This is a genomic window from Aeromicrobium sp. 9AM, from assembly GCF_902506105.1.
Classification (GTDB): domain Bacteria; phylum Actinomycetota; class Actinomycetes; order Propionibacteriales; family Nocardioidaceae; genus Aeromicrobium.
In genome coordinates, this window is the sequence record NZ_LR733304.1 from 547204 (window position 1) to 562448 (window position 15245).

16 protein-coding genes and 1 riboswitch are annotated in these 15245 nt (G+C 68.6%); of the genes, 13 read left to right on the plus strand and 3 right to left on the minus strand.

Annotated features, from left to right (window positions below):
* Positions 1-9 precede the first annotated feature (9 nt).
* Complete coding sequence (locus BOSE46_RS08770; RefSeq protein ID WP_159539881.1) at positions 10-1437, minus strand: trehalose-6-phosphate synthase; 1428 nt, start codon at positions 1435-1437, stop codon at positions 10-12.
* A 30-nt stretch (positions 1438-1467) separates the two neighbouring features.
* Positions 1468-2457 carry a Gfo/Idh/MocA family protein gene (locus tag BOSE46_RS08775; protein ID WP_159539882.1) on the minus strand — a complete coding sequence of 330 codons (990 nt, stop codon included), beginning with the start codon at positions 2455-2457 and terminating at the stop codon, positions 1468-1470.
* A gap of 66 nt (positions 2458-2523) precedes the next feature.
* Here BOSE46_RS08775 and BOSE46_RS08780 point away from each other — a divergent pair, with 66 nt between their 5' ends.
* The 13 genes from BOSE46_RS08780 to groL all read left to right on the plus strand — a co-directional run bounded on the left by BOSE46_RS08780 (position 2524) and on the right by groL (position 12845).
* On the plus strand, positions 2524-2820 hold the full coding sequence (locus tag BOSE46_RS08780; RefSeq protein ID WP_082582336.1) for a DUF3263 domain-containing protein: 297 nt from the start codon (positions 2524-2526) through the stop codon (positions 2818-2820).
* An 8-nt stretch (positions 2821-2828) separates the two neighbouring features.
* Entirely contained in the window at positions 2829-3362 is a 534-nt protein-coding gene (locus BOSE46_RS08785; RefSeq protein ID WP_159539884.1) for a LytR C-terminal domain-containing protein, read from the plus strand.
* A 4-nt stretch (positions 3363-3366) separates the two neighbouring features.
* The gene (gene otsB / locus BOSE46_RS08790) at positions 3367-4158 is read left to right on the plus strand and encodes a trehalose-phosphatase (protein WP_159539885.1); all 792 of its coding nucleotides are present in this window, start codon (positions 3367-3369) and stop codon (positions 4156-4158) included.
* Positions 4148-4597 (plus strand): hypothetical protein, encoded by a 450-nt coding sequence (locus BOSE46_RS08795; protein WP_159539886.1) that lies wholly within the window; start codon positions 4148-4150, stop codon positions 4595-4597. The genes otsB and BOSE46_RS08795 overlap by 11 nt, the downstream gene beginning before the upstream one ends.
* Positions 4598-4751: 154 nt before the next feature.
* A riboswitch (SAM riboswitch) is annotated at positions 4752-4864 on the plus strand.
* Between the two features lie 9 nt (positions 4865-4873).
* Positions 4874-6145, plus strand: coding sequence for a threonine synthase (gene thrC / locus BOSE46_RS08800; RefSeq protein ID WP_159539887.1), 1272 nt, complete (start codon positions 4874-4876; stop codon positions 6143-6145).
* Between the two features lie 21 nt (positions 6146-6166).
* Positions 6167-6445, plus strand: a complete 279-nt coding sequence (locus tag BOSE46_RS08805) for a MoaD/ThiS family protein (protein ID WP_159539888.1) — start codon at positions 6167-6169, stop codon at positions 6443-6445.
* Between the two features lie 82 nt (positions 6446-6527).
* Positions 6528-6728, plus strand: coding sequence for a cold-shock protein (locus BOSE46_RS08810; protein ID WP_159539889.1), 201 nt, complete (start codon positions 6528-6530; stop codon positions 6726-6728).
* A 109-nt stretch (positions 6729-6837) separates the two neighbouring features.
* Entirely contained in the window at positions 6838-8667 is a 1830-nt protein-coding gene (locus BOSE46_RS08815) for a hypothetical protein (protein ID WP_159539890.1), read from the plus strand.
* Positions 8664-8855 carry a hypothetical protein gene (locus BOSE46_RS08820; protein ID WP_159539891.1) on the plus strand — a complete coding sequence of 64 codons (192 nt, stop codon included), beginning with the start codon at positions 8664-8666 and terminating at the stop codon, positions 8853-8855. The genes BOSE46_RS08815 and BOSE46_RS08820 overlap by 4 nt, the downstream gene beginning before the upstream one ends.
* Complete coding sequence (locus tag BOSE46_RS08825) at positions 8852-9217, plus strand: hypothetical protein (protein WP_159539892.1); 366 nt, start codon at positions 8852-8854, stop codon at positions 9215-9217. Before BOSE46_RS08820 ends, BOSE46_RS08825 begins: the two co-directional genes overlap by 4 nt.
* The gene (locus BOSE46_RS08830) at positions 9214-10461 is read left to right on the plus strand and encodes a hypothetical protein (protein WP_236551677.1); all 1248 of its coding nucleotides are present in this window, start codon (positions 9214-9216) and stop codon (positions 10459-10461) included. The genes BOSE46_RS08825 and BOSE46_RS08830 overlap by 4 nt, the downstream gene beginning before the upstream one ends.
* A 22-nt stretch (positions 10462-10483) precedes the next feature.
* Positions 10484-11053 carry a dihydrofolate reductase family protein gene (locus tag BOSE46_RS08835; protein ID WP_159539893.1) on the plus strand — a complete coding sequence of 190 codons (570 nt, stop codon included), beginning with the start codon at positions 10484-10486 and terminating at the stop codon, positions 11051-11053.
* Between the two features lie 160 nt (positions 11054-11213).
* Entirely contained in the window at positions 11214-12845 is a 1632-nt protein-coding gene (gene groL, locus BOSE46_RS08840) for a chaperonin GroEL (protein WP_159539894.1), read from the plus strand.
* Between the two features lie 132 nt (positions 12846-12977).
* On the opposite strand, the gene helR is transcribed toward groL, so the two are convergent.
* Positions 12978-15128, minus strand: coding sequence for an RNA polymerase recycling motor ATPase HelR (gene helR, locus BOSE46_RS08845; protein ID WP_236551678.1), 2151 nt, complete (start codon positions 15126-15128; stop codon positions 12978-12980).
* Positions 15129-15245 lie beyond the last annotated feature (117 nt).

Below are 15245 nucleotides of genomic sequence, written 5' to 3' on the forward strand. Positions count from 1 at the left end.
GCCTAAGGGTCAGACGGGGCGGGGGTTCTTGGCGTGCGGGTCGCGCACCGACGTCAGCTCGCGCAGGAAGTTGGAGGCCCACAGGTCGATGTCGTTCTCCATGACCTGTTTGCGCATCGCCTTCATGCGGCGGGCCTTCTCCCGCGGGCTGGCGTTGATCGCCTCGAGCATCATGCTCTTCATGCCGTTGATGTCGTGCGGGTTGACCTGGTAGGCGCCCTTGAGCTCGGACGCGGCCCCGGCGAACTCGCTCAGCACCAGGGCGCCGCGATCGTCATAGCGGCAGGCGACGTACTCCTTGGCGACGAGGTTCATGCCGTCGCGCAGCGGGGTCACGACCATGACGTCGGCCGCCCGGTAGAGCGCGGCCATCTCGGACCGTGGGTAGGAGGCGTGCAGGTAGGTCACGGGCTGCTGGCCGATCCGGGCGACGTCGCCGTTGATGCGGCCGACGAGCCGGTTGATGTCGTCGCGGAGGATCTTGTACTGGTCGACCCGCTCGCGTGACGGGGTCGCGACCTGCACGAACACCGCGTCGTCGACGTGCAGCGAGCCGTCGCTGATGAGCTCGCCGAACGCGCGGAGTCGCTGACGCAGCCCCTTGGTGTAGTCGAGCCGGTCGATGCCCAGCAGCATCGTCTTGGGACTGCCGAGGCTCTCGCGGATCTCGGCGGCGCGGGCGATGACCTCGGGCGTACGGGCGAGCTCCTCGAATCCGGCCGCGTCGATCGAGATCGGGTACGCCTGGGCGAGGACCGTGCGGCCGTCGGGCAGGTAGATCATGTCGCGGTGCGTCTTGTGGCCGACCCTCTGGCGTACGAGGCGCACGAAGTTCTGCGCCGCGCCGGGCATCTGGAACCCGACGAGGTCGGCACCCAGCAGGCCCTCGAGGATCTGCCGGCGCCAGGGGAGCTGCTGGAACAGCTCGGCGGGCGGGAACGGGATGTGCAGGAAGAACCCGATGCGCAGGTCAGGACGCAGCTCGCGGAGCATCGTGGGCACGAGCTGCAGCTGGTAGTCCTGCACCCACACGACGGCATCCGGCTTGGCGACCTTGGCGGCCTGCTCGGCGAAGCGGCGGTTGACCCGGACGTACGCGTCCCACCACTCACGGTGGAACTCAGGGGGTGCGACGACGTCGTGGTAGAGCGGCCAGAGCGTGGAGTTGGAGAAGCCCTCGTAGTACTCGGCGATCTCGTCGTCCGACAGCGGTACGGGCACGAGGTGCAGGCCGTTGTGCTCGAAGGGCTTGAGATTCTCGTCCGCTGCCCCGTGCCAGCCGATCCACGCGCCGCCGTTGCGTCGCATGACGGGCTCGAGGGCGGTGACCAGGCCACCGGGGGAGGTGCGCCACATCGTGCTGCCGTCGGGTGCGGTGATCCGGTCGACAGGCAGGCGGTTGGCGATGACTACGAAGTCTGCGGTTCCGGTCGCCATGCACGAGAGCCTAGGGCAAGGCGGGAGCGCTCACCTTTCGGCGACACCCAGCTGGTCCAGGATCGTCTCGATCTGCCGCATGATCGAGACGGTCTCGTCGAGCGGCAGGAGGGTCGACTCGGTCGCACCGGCGCGCAGGCACGCGGCCACCTCCTCGATCTCGTGGGCGTAGCCGCGGCCGGTGACGGGCTCGCTGATGGTGTCGAGCCGGTCGTCATGTGCGTGGGTGAAGAGCGTCGGGTGGTGGAACCGGGCCGGCACCTCGATGAGTCCCAGGTCGCCGGCGACGGAGGCGCGGTTGTCACTCTGGGCGACCTGGTTCCAGGCGATGCTCGCGACCGCACCGTTGGCGTACGTCATGGTGGCTCCGCCGTTGACGTCGATGCCTGCGTCCGACAGGGTCCCGGTCGCGGCGATGCTGACCGGCTCTCCGAGGATCAGGTGCGCGAACGTCAGGGGGTAGATGCCGACGTCGAGCAGGGCACTCGCGCCCAGAGCCGGGTCCCACAGGCGTGCGGTCGTCGCCGGCCCGACGAAGCCCAGCTCGGCCCGCACCTGCCCGACCGTCCCGAGGGAGCCGTCGTGGGCGAGCTCCGCGATACGGCGGATGTTGGGGTTGGCTCGCATCCACATCGCCTCGGCGAAGAACAGGCCTCGCGACCGCGCCTCGGCCACGAGGGTCTCGGTGTCGGCGAGGTTCATCGTGAGCGCCTTCTCGCACAGCACGGCCTTGCCGGCCTCGAAGCACAGCATGACGTCCTCGAGGTGCCGGCTGTGCGGCGTCGCGACATAGATGACATCGACGCCGGGGTCGGCCGCCAGCTCCTCGTACGAACCGTGGGCCCGGGCAGCGCCGAACCGGTCGGCGAACGAGCGTGCCGCGTCGGGCCGGCGCGAGCCCACGGCGGCGAGCTCATTGCCCTCCACGAGGGCGAGGTCGGTCGCGAACGACTCCGCTATGCGTCCCGTCGCTAGGATTCCCCATCGAATGGGTGTGCGTGGCCCCGAATCTGTCGTCATGACACACACCATGCCATTCGGCGAAGCAAATGACACCGGTGTGATTCGTGGCCTAAGATGACGAACATGAGCGCTGTGGAGAAGTCGAACGCCGGTACGCCGGTCGCCGCCGAGTCGCTGTCCGAGCGCGACCGCGAGATCCTGGCGCTCGAACGGCTCTGGTGGCAGTATGCCGGCGCCAAGGAGCAGGCGATCCGCGACAAGTTCGACATGTCCGCCACGCGCTACTACCAGGTGCTCAACGCCCTCATCGACCGTGAGGACGCGCTGGCGTACGATCCACTTCTGGTCAAGCGCCTGCGCCGTCTGCGTGCGCAGCGTCAGCGCAGCCGCTCAGCCAGGCGTCTCGGCATCGACCTCTGAAGGTTCCCATGGAGCACCGCAGGACTCCGACTGGCAAGGCATTCGTCCCCGCCAGCTGGTTCATCGTCCTGACGATCATGCTGGTTGTCGGCGCTGCCGGCTGGCTCGGCTGGCTGTTCGTCGACAACGATCCCGACACGCCTGCCGCGAGCCCGTCGACCTCGACGACGACTCCGGCGACCACTCCCACGCCGACGCCGACCAAGACCACCGAGACGACCGACGAGCCGACGCCGACGCCGAGCAAGACGACGGACGAGCCGAAGGCGAATCGTGACGTGCCGGTCGCGGTGCTCAACAACACGACGATCCAGGGCCTCGCGGCGACCTACTCCGCCAAGGTGCGCTCGGCCGGCTGGGCGAACGTGACGATCGGCAACTGGCGTGGCTCGATCTCCGGCAACACCGTCTACTTCCCGCCGCAGCTCGAGCAGCAGGCCAAGGTGCTCGGTGACGACCTCGACATCGGCCGCATCATGCCGAGCATCGCGCCGATGCGGACCGACCGCCTGACGATCATCCTGTCCGGCCCGCAACAATAGGTGGATGCCCGCAAACACCCGCGCTGATGTGATCGCCGATCCCGCCGGCACGCTGCTTGCCCTCGACTTCGACGGGACCTTGGCCCACATCGTCGACGACCCGACCCAGGCGTACGCCCATGAGCGTTCGGTCGCGGCCCTCGCCCGGCTCGGCAGGGTCCTCGGCCAGGTCGCGATCGTCACCGGCCGGCCCGTCCGACAGGCGCTGGAGCTCGGTGGATTCGACGGCCTGGACGGCCTCGACCGCCTCGTGATCTGGGGGCAGTACGGCGCCGAGCGCTGGGACGCCGCCACGGCCGAGACTGTCGAACCGGAACGCCCCGAGCCCGTGGCCCGGTTGGCCGAGGAGCTGCCCGGCTGGCTGGCCGAGCGCGGTGCCGGTCACGTACGCATCGAGGACAAGGGCCTCGCGATCGCCGTGCACACGCGTGGCATCGACCCCGAGCTCATCCACGAGCTCGCCGAGCCGCTGTCGGCGCTGGCCGGCGACCTCGGGCTCGTCGTCGAGCCGGGACGCCAGGTCATCGAGCTGCGCGCGCCCGGCATCGACAAGGGTGATGCCGTGCGCGCCCTGGTCGAGCGGCTCGGGGCGCGCCAGGTGATCTTCGCCGGCGACGACCTCGGTGACCTGCCGGCGTTCACGGCGGTCGAGGAGCTGCGCCACGACGGGATCGGCGGGATGCTGATCTGCTCGGCGTCGGCGGAGCAGGACGCGCTCGTCGCCCGCGCCGACGTCGTCCTGGACGGACCCGACGCGGTGGCCGACTGGTTGGAGGCCTTGGCTGATGAGTTCTGAGCTGGTGCTGTTGCCCCAGACGCCGTGGACCCGGGTCCGTACGGTGCTCAACTGGATCAACCTCAGCACCGTGCTCGGACTCGCGATCGCCAGGATCGGCGGCGCGACGATCGTGCGCCGCGGCCGTGGGACGTACCTCGCGACGGGTTACCGGTTCGGCTTCCCGGTCGCCAGCGCGTTCACGATCGGCAGCGTCATCACGAGCAAGCACGACGTCGAGTACTTCGTCGAACGGCCGGTGCTGCTGCAGCACGAGGACCGGCACTGCACGCAGTACGCGTTCGTCCTCGGAGTCGCGATGCTGCCGTTCTACTTCCTCTGCGTCGGCATCTCGTACGCGATCGCCGGCGACCACTCGTCGTACAACCCCTTCGAGCGCCTCGCCAACCTCGCCGACGGCAACTACCCGCCGCCGCGCACCCGCTTCTCCCGCCGCTAGCTGGACCGCTGGCAGTGACGTTCCGGTCGCGAAACGCCGTTTGCCCCCGACCGAAACGTCACTCCCAGCGAGTTCGGTGACCGTATGACGAACAGCCCGTGTCCGGCATGCGGACCGAGTGGACACATCGTGAGACGCGCCCGTAGGCTGAAACCACTCATCACGAGGGGTACAGGGACACGGCCCTACGACGCCCCAGCAACCAGTCGCTCATCGACCAGGTGCTCAATCCGTCCCGGACGACAGTCGATCCGGGAAAGATGAAAGGTCACTTCTGTGAGTACATCCGCTCCAAGCCTCGCCGCACCCGCCCTGCGCGAGGGCGCCTTCGGCAACGCCGTCGAGCTCGTCTGCCGCGAGTGCGGCACGACGCGTGAGCTCGGCCCCCACTACGCGTGCAGCGAGTGTTTCGGCCCGCTCGAGATCCGGTACGACTTCCCGGCCGTCACCCGCGAGGAGATCGCAGCCGGCCCCGCCAACATCTGGCGCTACAAGGCGCTGTTGCCGGTCCCCGACGACATCGAGCTCAGCCCCAACCTCGAGCCCGGCTTCACCCGCCTGCTCAAGGCCGACAACCTCGCCGCTGAGCTGGGCCTCAAGAACCTCTGGGTCAAGGACGACAGCACCAACCCGACCAACTCGTTCAAGGACCGCGTCGTCGCGTGCGCCCTGAGCGCCGCCCGCGAGTTCGGCAGCAAGGTCTTCGCGTGCCCGTCGACGGGTAACCTCGCCAACGCGGTCGCCGCCGCGGGCGCCCGGGCCGGCATCAAGACGGTCGTGTTCATCCCCAGCAACCTCGAGACGCCGAAGCAGGTCAACTCGGCGGTCTACACAGAGAACCTCGTCGCGGTCGACGGCAACTACGACGACGTCAACAAGCTCGCCTCCGAGATCGCGGGCGAGGAGGACGGCTGGGCGTTCGTCAACGTCAACGTCCGTCCGTTCTACGCCGAGGGGTCCAAGACGCTCGGCTACGAGATCGCCGAGCAGCTCGGCTGGCGCCTGCCCGACCAGATCGTCATCCCGGTCGCGTCCGGCTCGCAGCTGACCAAGGTCCACAAGGCGTTCAAGGAGCTCATCGCGCTGGGCCTCGTCGAGGACAAGCCCTACAAGGTCTTCGGCGCCCAGGCCACGGGCTGCTCGCCGGTGTCCGAGGCGTTCCGCGAGGGCTGGGACGTCGTACGCCCCGTGCGCCCCGACACGATCGCCAAGTCGCTCGCGATCGGCAACCCTGCCGACGGTGTGTACGTCCTGGACATCTGCCGCGAGACCGGCGGCGCGATCGCCGACATCTCCGACGACGAGGTCCGCGCAGCCATCGTGCTGCTGGCCCGCACCGAGGGCATCTTCACCGAGACCGCTGGTGGCACCACGGTCGGCGTGCTCAAGAAGCTCGTCGAGACCGGCCAGCTCGACCCGGAGCTCGAGACCGTCGTCATCAACACCGGCCACGGGCTCAAGACGCTCGACGCCGTCACCGACCTGGTCCGCCCCGCGGCCACCATCGCGCCGACCTACGAGGCCTTCGTCGCCTCCGGCATCGCCTGAGTCAGAACACCAAGGAGCACTGTGAGCATCAACGTACGCATCCCGACGATCCTCCGCACGTACACGCAGGACCAGTCGCAGGTCACCGCCGAGGGCGAGACCCTCAGCGCTGTCATCGAGTCGCTCGAGGGCACGTTCCCCGGTATCAAGGCGCGGGTCGTCGACGAGCAGGGCAAGCTGCGCCGCTTCGTCAACATCTACGTCGCGGAGGAGGATGTCCGGTTCGCCCAGGGTCTCGACACCCCGACCCCGGCCGGCACCCAGGTCTCGATAATCCCAGCCGTTGCCGGGGGTTGCTGAGGTTGCGGTGAAGCCTTGTAGGCTCTGCGCATGAAGGGGCTCCGGCAGGTGGGTTCCTCCAGGATCAGGTGGGAGTGGCGGCATGGTGCAAGGCACCGTCAAGTGGTTCAACGCTGACAAGGGCTACGGCTTCATCGAGGTCGAGGGCCAGGACGACGTCTTCGTCCATTGGTCCAAGATCGCGTCAGACGGATACAAGACTCTCGAGGATGGCCAGAAGGTCGAGTTCGAGGTCGTCGACGGACCCAAGGGTCGCGAGGCCCACGAGGTCATCGGGCAGTGAGTCCGTGAAGGAGCCCGGTCCGGGGGGACCGGGTTTTTTCATGCCCTGAAACACGCGCGTGACCCATGTGACACTTGCGATGTCACATACTCACTGACATACTCCCGGTATGTTCTTTTCAGCAGCCGACCCCGTCACTGCACCCGCCGGAGGTGCCGAGCTCGGTCAGGTCATCGGCCTGTCGATCGCCGCAGGCATCGTCACGAGCATCCTGCTGGTCATCGCCTGGGCCCACCGGACGCACCGCATCGAGTGGTTCCAGAAGCTCGGTGAGCGCCTCGGCGCACGCACGGGTGAGCCCGGCTGGTCCTCGATCCCCACGCTGTTCGTCGCCAGCTCGCTGATCATCGCCCTGCTGGGCTTCATGTGGGACGTCAGCCTGCACGCCGGCCGCGGCCGTGACGCCGGACCGCTGGCCAACCCCGCGCACTACCTGATCCTCTACGGGCTCTTCGCCCTGTTCATCGCCGGCATGTCGGCGGTCGTCTACCCCCGCGACGGCGAGAAGCCCGGCATCGCGTCGGTCCGCATCACCCGCACCTGGTACGCCCCGGTCAGCGGCATCTTCATCGCCGCGTGCGGCATGTACGCCCTGATCGGCTTCCCGCTCGACGACGTCTGGCACCGGCTGTTCGGCCAGGACGTCACGCTGTGGGGCCCGACCCACCTGATGCTGATCGGCGGAGCGGGCCTGTCCACCGCCGGCATCATCCTGCTGCATCGCGAGGCCGACTTCGCCCTGCGCCAGGACGGCAAGGAGATGCCGACGTGGATCCGTACGGCGACCCTCTCGATCGGGTTCGGCGCGCTGCTGATCGGGCTCTCGGTGTTCCAGGCCGAGTTCGACTTTGGCATCGCCCAGTTCCGCATGGTGTTCGCGCCGGTCATGATCGTCGCGGCCGCCGGTGTGGCGCTCGTGGCGGCCCGGCTGTACGTCGGCGCGGGCGCGGCGATCGTCGCGGCGGTGTTCTTCCTGCTGATGCGCGGCATCATCTCGTTCATCGTCACGGACTTCTTCGGCGAGGCGCACCACGTCTTCCCGCTCTACCTCGGCAGCGCCGTCCTGGTCGAGCTGCTCGCCTTCACGAAGCTGCGCGAGAAGCCGTTGTGGTTCGGCGCGACCGCCGGACTGCTGATCGGCACGGTCGGCCTTGTCATCGAGAAGTTCTGGAACGACCGCGTCTACCAGTTCCCGTGGACGCAGGACATGTGGCTCGAGGGACTGCTCATGGCGGTCCCAGTCGCGATCGCGTCGAGCCTCTGCGGAGCGCTGTTCGCCATGGGCCTGCAGGGCCGGCTGCCGGCGCGCAAGATCGGCCGGACGATCGTGACCGCGTCGGTCGTGGTCATCGCCGCGGCCGTGGCCAACGGCCTGCACGCCACGGTGCCCCAGGACGCCTCGGCCGACTTCGCGCTGACGCAGGTCGGCACGAAGGACCAGCCCGAGGTCACCGCCAAGGTGAAGATCTCGCCTGCAGACCTGGTCGACGACCACCCAACATGGGTGCAGATCACCGCCTGGCAGGGCGGTGGTGCCGGCGTCGTGACGGACCGCCTCAGGCGTACCGGAGACGACACCTGGGAGTCGACCAAGCCCGTGCCCGTCGGCGGCAACTGGAAGACCCTGCTGCGCGTGCAGGACGGACGTACGCTCGCCGCCGTGCCGATCTTCATGCCGGCCGACGCTCCCCTGAAGGTCAAGGAGGTCCCGGCCTCGGCATCGTTCACCCGGAAGTTCGTGCCGGAGATCGACATCCTGCAGCGCGAGCGCAAGGGCGACACCTCGCCCTGGCTGTGGGGCGCGGCCAACATGGTCGTGCTGCTGTGCAGCCTCGCGATCATCATCGGCATCTCGGTCGCGGTCGCCCGCGTGGCGCGCCGCATCGAGGAGCACGAAGCCGCTTCGCCGGGAGACCGCACGCCTACCCTGACGTCATGACCCCGGGCGCAGACCAGATCCTGGCGCACCACGCGGCGCTGCTGGCGATCCCGGCGTTCGTGCCGGCCGTCGTCGTGGTCGGCGTGATCCTCTACATCGCGCGCAAGGACCGCCGGGAGGAGCGCGAGGAGCGCGAGATCATCGAGCGGGCCTTCGAGCCCGATGACGACACCAAGGAGAACGAGTGAAGATCGCTGCAACGCTGCTGGCCTGCGCCCTCGTCCTGACCGGCTGTGGCGGGTCGTCCGAGTCGCCCGGCGAGACGGATGGTGGTTTGAAGGCAGCCGAAGTCACGGTCGACATCGCGATCAAGGACGGCAAGGTCACGCCGCAGGGCAAACGGGTCGACGTCAAGACCGGAGAGAAGGTGACTCTCCACATCACCTCCGACGCCGACGAGGAGATCCACGTCCACTCCGATCCCGAGCACGAGTACGAGGTCGGCCAGGGCGACGACGTCACCAAGACGTTCACGCTCAAGACGCCGGGGCAGGTCGCGGTCGAGGCCCACCACCTCGACGTCACGATCGTGCAGCTCGTCGTCGAGTGATCGCGGCCGGCCTGCAGGCACACGGGCTCGGTGGGTCGACCGACCTGCCGATCCCGTTCCTGTACGCCATGGTCGGCGCCTCGTGGGCGCTGACGATCTCGTTCGCCGTGCTGGCACTGGCGTGGAAGGAGCCGAAGTACGCGAGCGAGCCCGAGCCGTTGGAGCTGCCGCCGCGCCGCCCGTGGCTCGCCGTCGTCGGCCTGCTGCTGACGGGCTGGGTGCTGGTTGCCCTCTACGCCGGGCCCTCCGACGCGAGCAACGGCGGCCTCGGTGCGTTCTACATCTTCGTGTGGGTCGGACTCGTGCCACTGGCCCTCGTCGCCGGGCACGTGTGGCGCGACCTCTCGCCGTGGCGCACGATCCAGTCGCTGCTCGGTCGCGGCCTCTGGACGTACCCGCGCCGGCTCGGCTATTGGCCGGCGGTCGTCGGGCTGCTCGCGTTCGTGTGGCTCGAGCTCGCGTCGCCCGATCCCGGCTCGGTCCACTCCGTACGCGTGTGGGTCGCGGTGTACGCGATCGTGACCCTCGCCGGCGGCATCGCGTTCGGTCCGCGGTGGTTCGACCGGGCCGACCCGTTCGACGTCTACAGCGCGATCATCGCGAAGCTCTCGCCGTTCGTCCGCGACGGCCGCTGGGTCGTGCACAACCCGCTCCGCTCGCTCCCGACCGTGCCGGTCGACTCAGGCCTGGTCGCGGTGCTCGCGGTGCTGCTGGGCTCCACGGCGTACGACAGCTTCTCGGCGTCGTCGTTCTGGCAGGCCAGGACGCTGTCGGGCTGGCAGCACTCATTGACCCTGCTGGGGTTCTGCGCCGTCGTCGCCGTGCTGTTCGTCGCGGCGGCGCGTGCGACCGGGGGAGTGACCGGCGCGGAACGCCGCCGGCTGCCGGGCCGGCTGGCGCACTCTCTCGTGCCGATCGTCGTGGGCTACATCTTCGCCCACTACCTGACGTACCTCCTCGAGAAGGGGCAGGCCGCGTTCTTCGCGCTGCTGGACCCGCTGGGCCGAGGCTGGACGCCGCTGGGTGATCCCGCGACGCACTACTTCCTCTCCGAGCACACGTCGACGCTGGCGGCGCTCAAGGTGACGTTCGTCGTCGCCGGGCACGTGCTCGCGGTGATCGCCGCCCACGACAAGGCGCTGGCCCTGCTGCCCAAGGCCCACCGACTGAGTGGTCAGCTCGCGATGCTGCTGCTGATGGTCGCCTACACGTTCACGGGACTGTTCCTGCTGTTCTCTGTCTGACCCGCTCGGTAGCGTCGCGAGCATGGCGACGATCTACTACACGGCAACGTCCCTCGACGGCTATCTCGCGACGGCCGACAACTCGCTCGACTGGCTGTTCGAGGTGCCCGGCGCAACGGAGGCGGAGTCCGGCCTCGATGGCTTCCTGGCCGGCATCGGGGCGCTGGCGATGGGCTCCACGACGTACGAGTGGGTGCTCCAGCACGAGAACATGCTGGCGGAGCCCCACAAGTGGCAGGAGTGGTACGCCGAACGGCCCACGTGGGTGTTCAGCCACCGCGACCTGCCGGTGATCCCCGGAGCCGACATCCGCGTCACCAGCGACGGTGTGCGCGAGGTGCACGCCCAGATGGTCGCCGCGGCGGGTGACCGCGACATCTGGCTGATGGGCGGCGGTGACCTCGTCGGCCAGTTCGACGACGCGGGCCTGCTCGACCGGGTCATGGTGTCGATCACGCCGGTCACCCTCGGCGGGGGCGCGCCGCTCCTGCCGCGCGACATCCGGTCGGACCGGCTGACCCTCACCAGCGTGCATCAGGCCGGCCAGTTCGCCGAGCTCGCGTACGACGTGAAGCCCAAAGTCACAACCTGATTGCGCGGCGTTGATTAGCACTCGTATGATGAGAGTGCTAACCGGATCAGACCGATGAGGTTGTGGGCCGCGGCGAGAAGGGTTCGTCGCACGCCGCAGCCGTCCGTCGCGGGCATCGCCTGGTCATCCACGTCGACAACCAAGTCGGAGAAACGTACACATGGCAAAAACCATTGCTTTCAACGAGGAAGCACGGCGCGGCCTCGAGCGCGGGATGAACCAGCTCGCCGACGCCGTCAAGGTCACGCTCGGTCCCAAGGGCCGCAACGTCGTCCTGGAGAAGAAGTGGGGAGCCCCCACGATCACCAACGACGGTGTGAGCATCGCCAAGGAGATCGAGCTCGAGGATCCCTACGAGAAGATCGGCGCCGAGCTCGTCAAGGAGGTCGCCAAGAAGACCGACGACGTCGCCGGTGACGGCACCACGACCGCCACGGTCCTCGCCCAGGCCCTCGTCCGCGAAGGCCTGCGCAACGTCGCGGCCGGCGCCAACCCGATGGGCCTCAAGAAGGGCATCGAGGCCGCCGTCGAGGCCATCAGCTCGCAGTTGCTCGGCATGGCCAAGGATGTCGAGACCAAGGAGCAGATCGCTTCGACCGCCTCGATCTCCGCTGCTGACACCACGGTCGGCGAGATCATCGCCGAAGCCATGGACAAGGTCGGCAAGGAAGGCGTCATCACGGTCGAGGAGTCGAACACGTTCGGCCTCGACCTGGAGCTCACCGAGGGCATGCGGTTCGACAAGGGTCACCTGTCGGGCTACTTCGTCACCGACGCCGAGCGCCAGGAGACCGTGCTCGAGGATCCCTACATCCTCATCGTCAACTCCAAGATCAGCTCCGTGAAGGACATGGTCCCCGTCCTCGAGAAGGTCATGCAGGCCGGCAAGCCGCTGGTCATCATCGCCGAGGACGTCGAGGGCGAGGCTCTCGCGACGCTGGTCGTCAACAAGATGCGCGGCACGTTCAAGTCCGTCGCCATCAAGGCGCCGGGCTTCGGTGACCGCCGCAAGGCCATGCTGGCCGACATCGCGATCCTCACGGGTGGCGAGGTCATCAGCGAGGAAGTCGGACTCAGCCTTGAGACCGCCGACCTGACGCTGCTCGGCACGGCCCGCAAGGTCGTCACGACCAAGGACGAGACCACGATCGTCGAGGGCGGTGGCTCCGACGAGCAGATCCAGGGTCGCGTCAACCAGATCAAGTCCGAGATCGAGAACAGCGACTCCGACTACGACCGCGAGAAGCTCCAGGAGCGCCTCGCCAAGCTCGCCGGCGGCGTCGCCGTCATCAAGGTGGGCGCGGCAACCGAGGTCGAGCTCAAGGAGCGCAAGCACCGCATCGAGGACGCCGTCCGCAACGCCAAGGCGGCCGTCGAAGAGGGCATCGTCGCCGGTGGTGGCGTCGCACTCGTGCAGGCCACCGCTGCGGTCTTCGAGAAGCTCGAGCTCACGGGTGACGAGGCCACCGGCGCGAACATCGTTCGCACCGCGGCGTCCGCTCCGCTCAAGCAGATCGCGATCAACGCCGGCCTCGAAGGTGGCGTCGTCGCGGAGAAGGTTGCCGGACTCGAGTCGGGTTGGGGCCTCAACGCCGCAACCGGCGAGTACGTCGACCTGATCGCGGCCGGCATCATCGACCCCGCCAAGGTCACGCGCTCGGCGCTGCAGAACGCAGCCTCGATCGCGGCACTGTTCCTCACCACCGAGGCCGTCGTCGCCGACAAGCCTGAGCCTGCTCAGGCCGGCGGAGGCGCCCCGGACATGGGCGACATGGGCGGCATGGGCTTCTAGCGAAACCTGACCCACGCAGAACCGATGAAGGCCCTCACCGCATCGCGGTGGGGGCCTTTGTCGTTCGCGAGTGGCGCAGTGTGGTCGGTTTGGGCGCCGCTGGCCGCACCACACTGCGCCACTCGCGGTCAGTCAGCTGAGGATCACGAGCTGTTGGGTCGCTCGGGTCATCGCGACGTACCGGTCCACCGCGCCTTCGATGTCGTCGCCGAAGGTCTCCGGGTCGATCATGACGACGAGGTCGAACTCGAGGCCCTTCGACAGCTCCGGGGTGAGCGACCGCACGCGCTGCCGCTCCTCGACCGCATCGGTGCTGATGACGCAGGCGATGCCCTCGGTGTTGTCGGCGAGCCAGTCGTCGAGGATCGACTTCAGGTCCGACGCAGCACCGTGGGTCACCGGGACGCCACTGGCACGGATCGAGGTCGGCACGTTGGCATCGGGCAGCGCGGCACGGATGACCGGTTCGGCCTCGACCATGACCTCCTCCGGTGTCCGGTAGTTGATGCTGAGCGTCGCCACCTTGACCTGGCTGAGCCCCACGCGCTCGAGGCGCTCCTGCCACGACTCGGCGAACCCGTGCCTGGCCTGGGCGCGGTCCCCGACGATCGTGAAGCTCCGCGAAGGGCAACGCAGCAGCAGCATCTGCCACTCCGCGTCGGTCAGCTCCTGCGCCTCGTCGACGACGATGTGAGCGAACGGTCCGGTGAGCGCGTCGGGCTCCGCCGTAGGCAAGGCCGACGTGTCGACCAGCTTGTCCTGCAGGTCCTCGTGGCGCAGCATCGTCACCAGGCCCTCGCCGTACTCGTCACCGTGCACCGCGGCCGACGCGATGAGGTCGTCGATGACCAAGGTCATCTGCGCGCGCTCCGCGGCGGTGGCGGCCTCCCGGCGACGTCGGCGCTGCGACGCCGCGACATCGCCGAGCCGCTGCCGCGCAGCGTCCAGGAGCGGCAGGTCGGAGATCGTCCACGCCTGGGGGTCGTCCCGCTGCAGCATACTCACCTCGTCGGGCTCGAGCCACGGCGCACACATCCGCAGGTACGCCGGCACCGACCAGAGGTCGCCGACGAGGTCGACGGCGTCGACGAGCGGCCAGGCCCGGCCGAACGCGTCGACCAGCTCGTCGTTCTGCGCCAGCGACCGCCGGAGGAGCTCCGGTGCGACCCCACCGTCGTCGTCGTGCTTGTCCATCAGGATCGTGACCAGCTCCTCCCAGACCTGGTCGCGCGCCTCGTTGTGGGGCGTGCCGGGGTCAGCAGCCTCGAACGCCTCGGACCAGTCCGCTGCGCTCAGCCACACCTCCGACCAGTCGGTCTCGACCGTCATCGGCTTGGTGGGCGGCTCCTCGTAGAGCTTGACCGCCGGCTCGATGGCGCCGACCATCTGCGCGTACGCCTTGAGGCGAGCGACCTCCGGGTCGGGCTCGGGCAGCGCCTTCGCACCCTCCGGGACGAGGTCTCGCAGGGTGCAGGTCTGCACGCCCTCCTCACCCAGGCTGGGCAGGACATCGGCGACGTAGCTCAGGTAGGGCTGGTGCGGGCCGACGAACAGGACGTCGCCGCGGCGGTGACCGAGACGCGGGTCGGAGTAGAGCAGGTACGCCGAGCGGTGCAGGGCGACGACGGTCTTGCCGGTTCCCGGGCCGCCGTCGACGACCAGGGCACCGCGCGAGCCGGCGCGGATGATGGCGTCCTGGTCGGCCTGGATCGTGCCGAGCACGTCGCGCATACGGGGCGAGCGGCTGCTGCCGAGGGTCGCGATGAACGCGGACTGGTCGTCGAGTGCGGCATGTCCTTCGAGGCCTTCAGGGGTGAAGACCTCGTCCCAGTAGTCCGTGATCCGGCCCAGGGTCCACCGGAACCTGCGGCGGCTCGCCAGGCCCATCGGGTTGGCGTGCGTCGCCCCGAAGAACGGTTCGGCAGCCGGCGAGCGCCAGTCCAGCAGGAGTCGGCGCCCGTCATTGTCGGTGAGGCCGAGGCGGCCGACATACACGGGCTCCGGGTCGTCCGTGCCCACGATCCGGCCGAGGCAGAGGTCCAGACCGAAGCGGCGCAGCGTGCGCAGCCGGCTGGTGAGTCGGTGGACCTCCATGTCGCGGTCCATCGCCTCCTGGCCGATGCCGCCGGGTGCCTTGCGCTCGGCGTCGAGGCGCTCGGACAGCTCGGCGATGGATCGTTCGAGGGTCTCCGCGATGGCGGTGAAGTGCTGGTCGTCGGCGGCGATCAGGGCGGGATCGGCCTTGGCGGGGTGTTCGGTCAGATGAAAAGCGCTTTCACGCAAGATGGTGCTCCCATGGCAGTCGGTTTCGTCTTCGGCCGGCCATTCTGGAGCACCCGGGGGGTCTTGCGGCAAGCCCCCTACTGCGCTATATCTTGGTAGTAGAGGGGCGGTTCGCCC

Excerpts from the sequence above, each read along its gene's own strand:
- BOSE46_RS08770 (WP_159539881.1), bottom strand. The coding sequence starts at position 1,437 with ATGGCGACCGGAACCGCAGACTTCGTAGTCATCGCCAACCGCCTGCCT.
- BOSE46_RS08775 (WP_159539882.1), bottom strand. The coding sequence starts at position 2,457 with ATGACGACAGATTCGGGGCCACGCACACCCATTCGATGGGGAATCCTA.
- BOSE46_RS08780 (WP_082582336.1), top strand. The coding sequence starts at position 2,524 with ATGAGCGCTGTGGAGAAGTCGAACGCCGGTACGCCGGTCGCCGCCGAG.
- BOSE46_RS08785 (WP_159539884.1), top strand. The coding sequence starts at position 2,829 with ATGGAGCACCGCAGGACTCCGACTGGCAAGGCATTCGTCCCCGCCAGC.
- otsB (WP_159539885.1), top strand. The coding sequence starts at position 3,367 with ATGCCCGCAAACACCCGCGCTGATGTGATCGCCGATCCCGCCGGCACG.
- BOSE46_RS08795 (WP_159539886.1), top strand. The coding sequence starts at position 4,148 with ATGAGTTCTGAGCTGGTGCTGTTGCCCCAGACGCCGTGGACCCGGGTC.
- BOSE46_RS08810 (WP_159539889.1), top strand. The coding sequence starts at position 6,528 with ATGGTGCAAGGCACCGTCAAGTGGTTCAACGCTGACAAGGGCTACGGC.
- BOSE46_RS08815 (WP_159539890.1), top strand. The coding sequence starts at position 6,838 with ATGTTCTTTTCAGCAGCCGACCCCGTCACTGCACCCGCCGGAGGTGCC.
- BOSE46_RS08820 (WP_159539891.1), top strand. The coding sequence starts at position 8,664 with ATGACCCCGGGCGCAGACCAGATCCTGGCGCACCACGCGGCGCTGCTG.
- BOSE46_RS08835 (WP_159539893.1), top strand. The coding sequence starts at position 10,484 with ATGGCGACGATCTACTACACGGCAACGTCCCTCGACGGCTATCTCGCG.
- groL (WP_159539894.1), top strand. The coding sequence starts at position 11,214 with ATGGCAAAAACCATTGCTTTCAACGAGGAAGCACGGCGCGGCCTCGAG.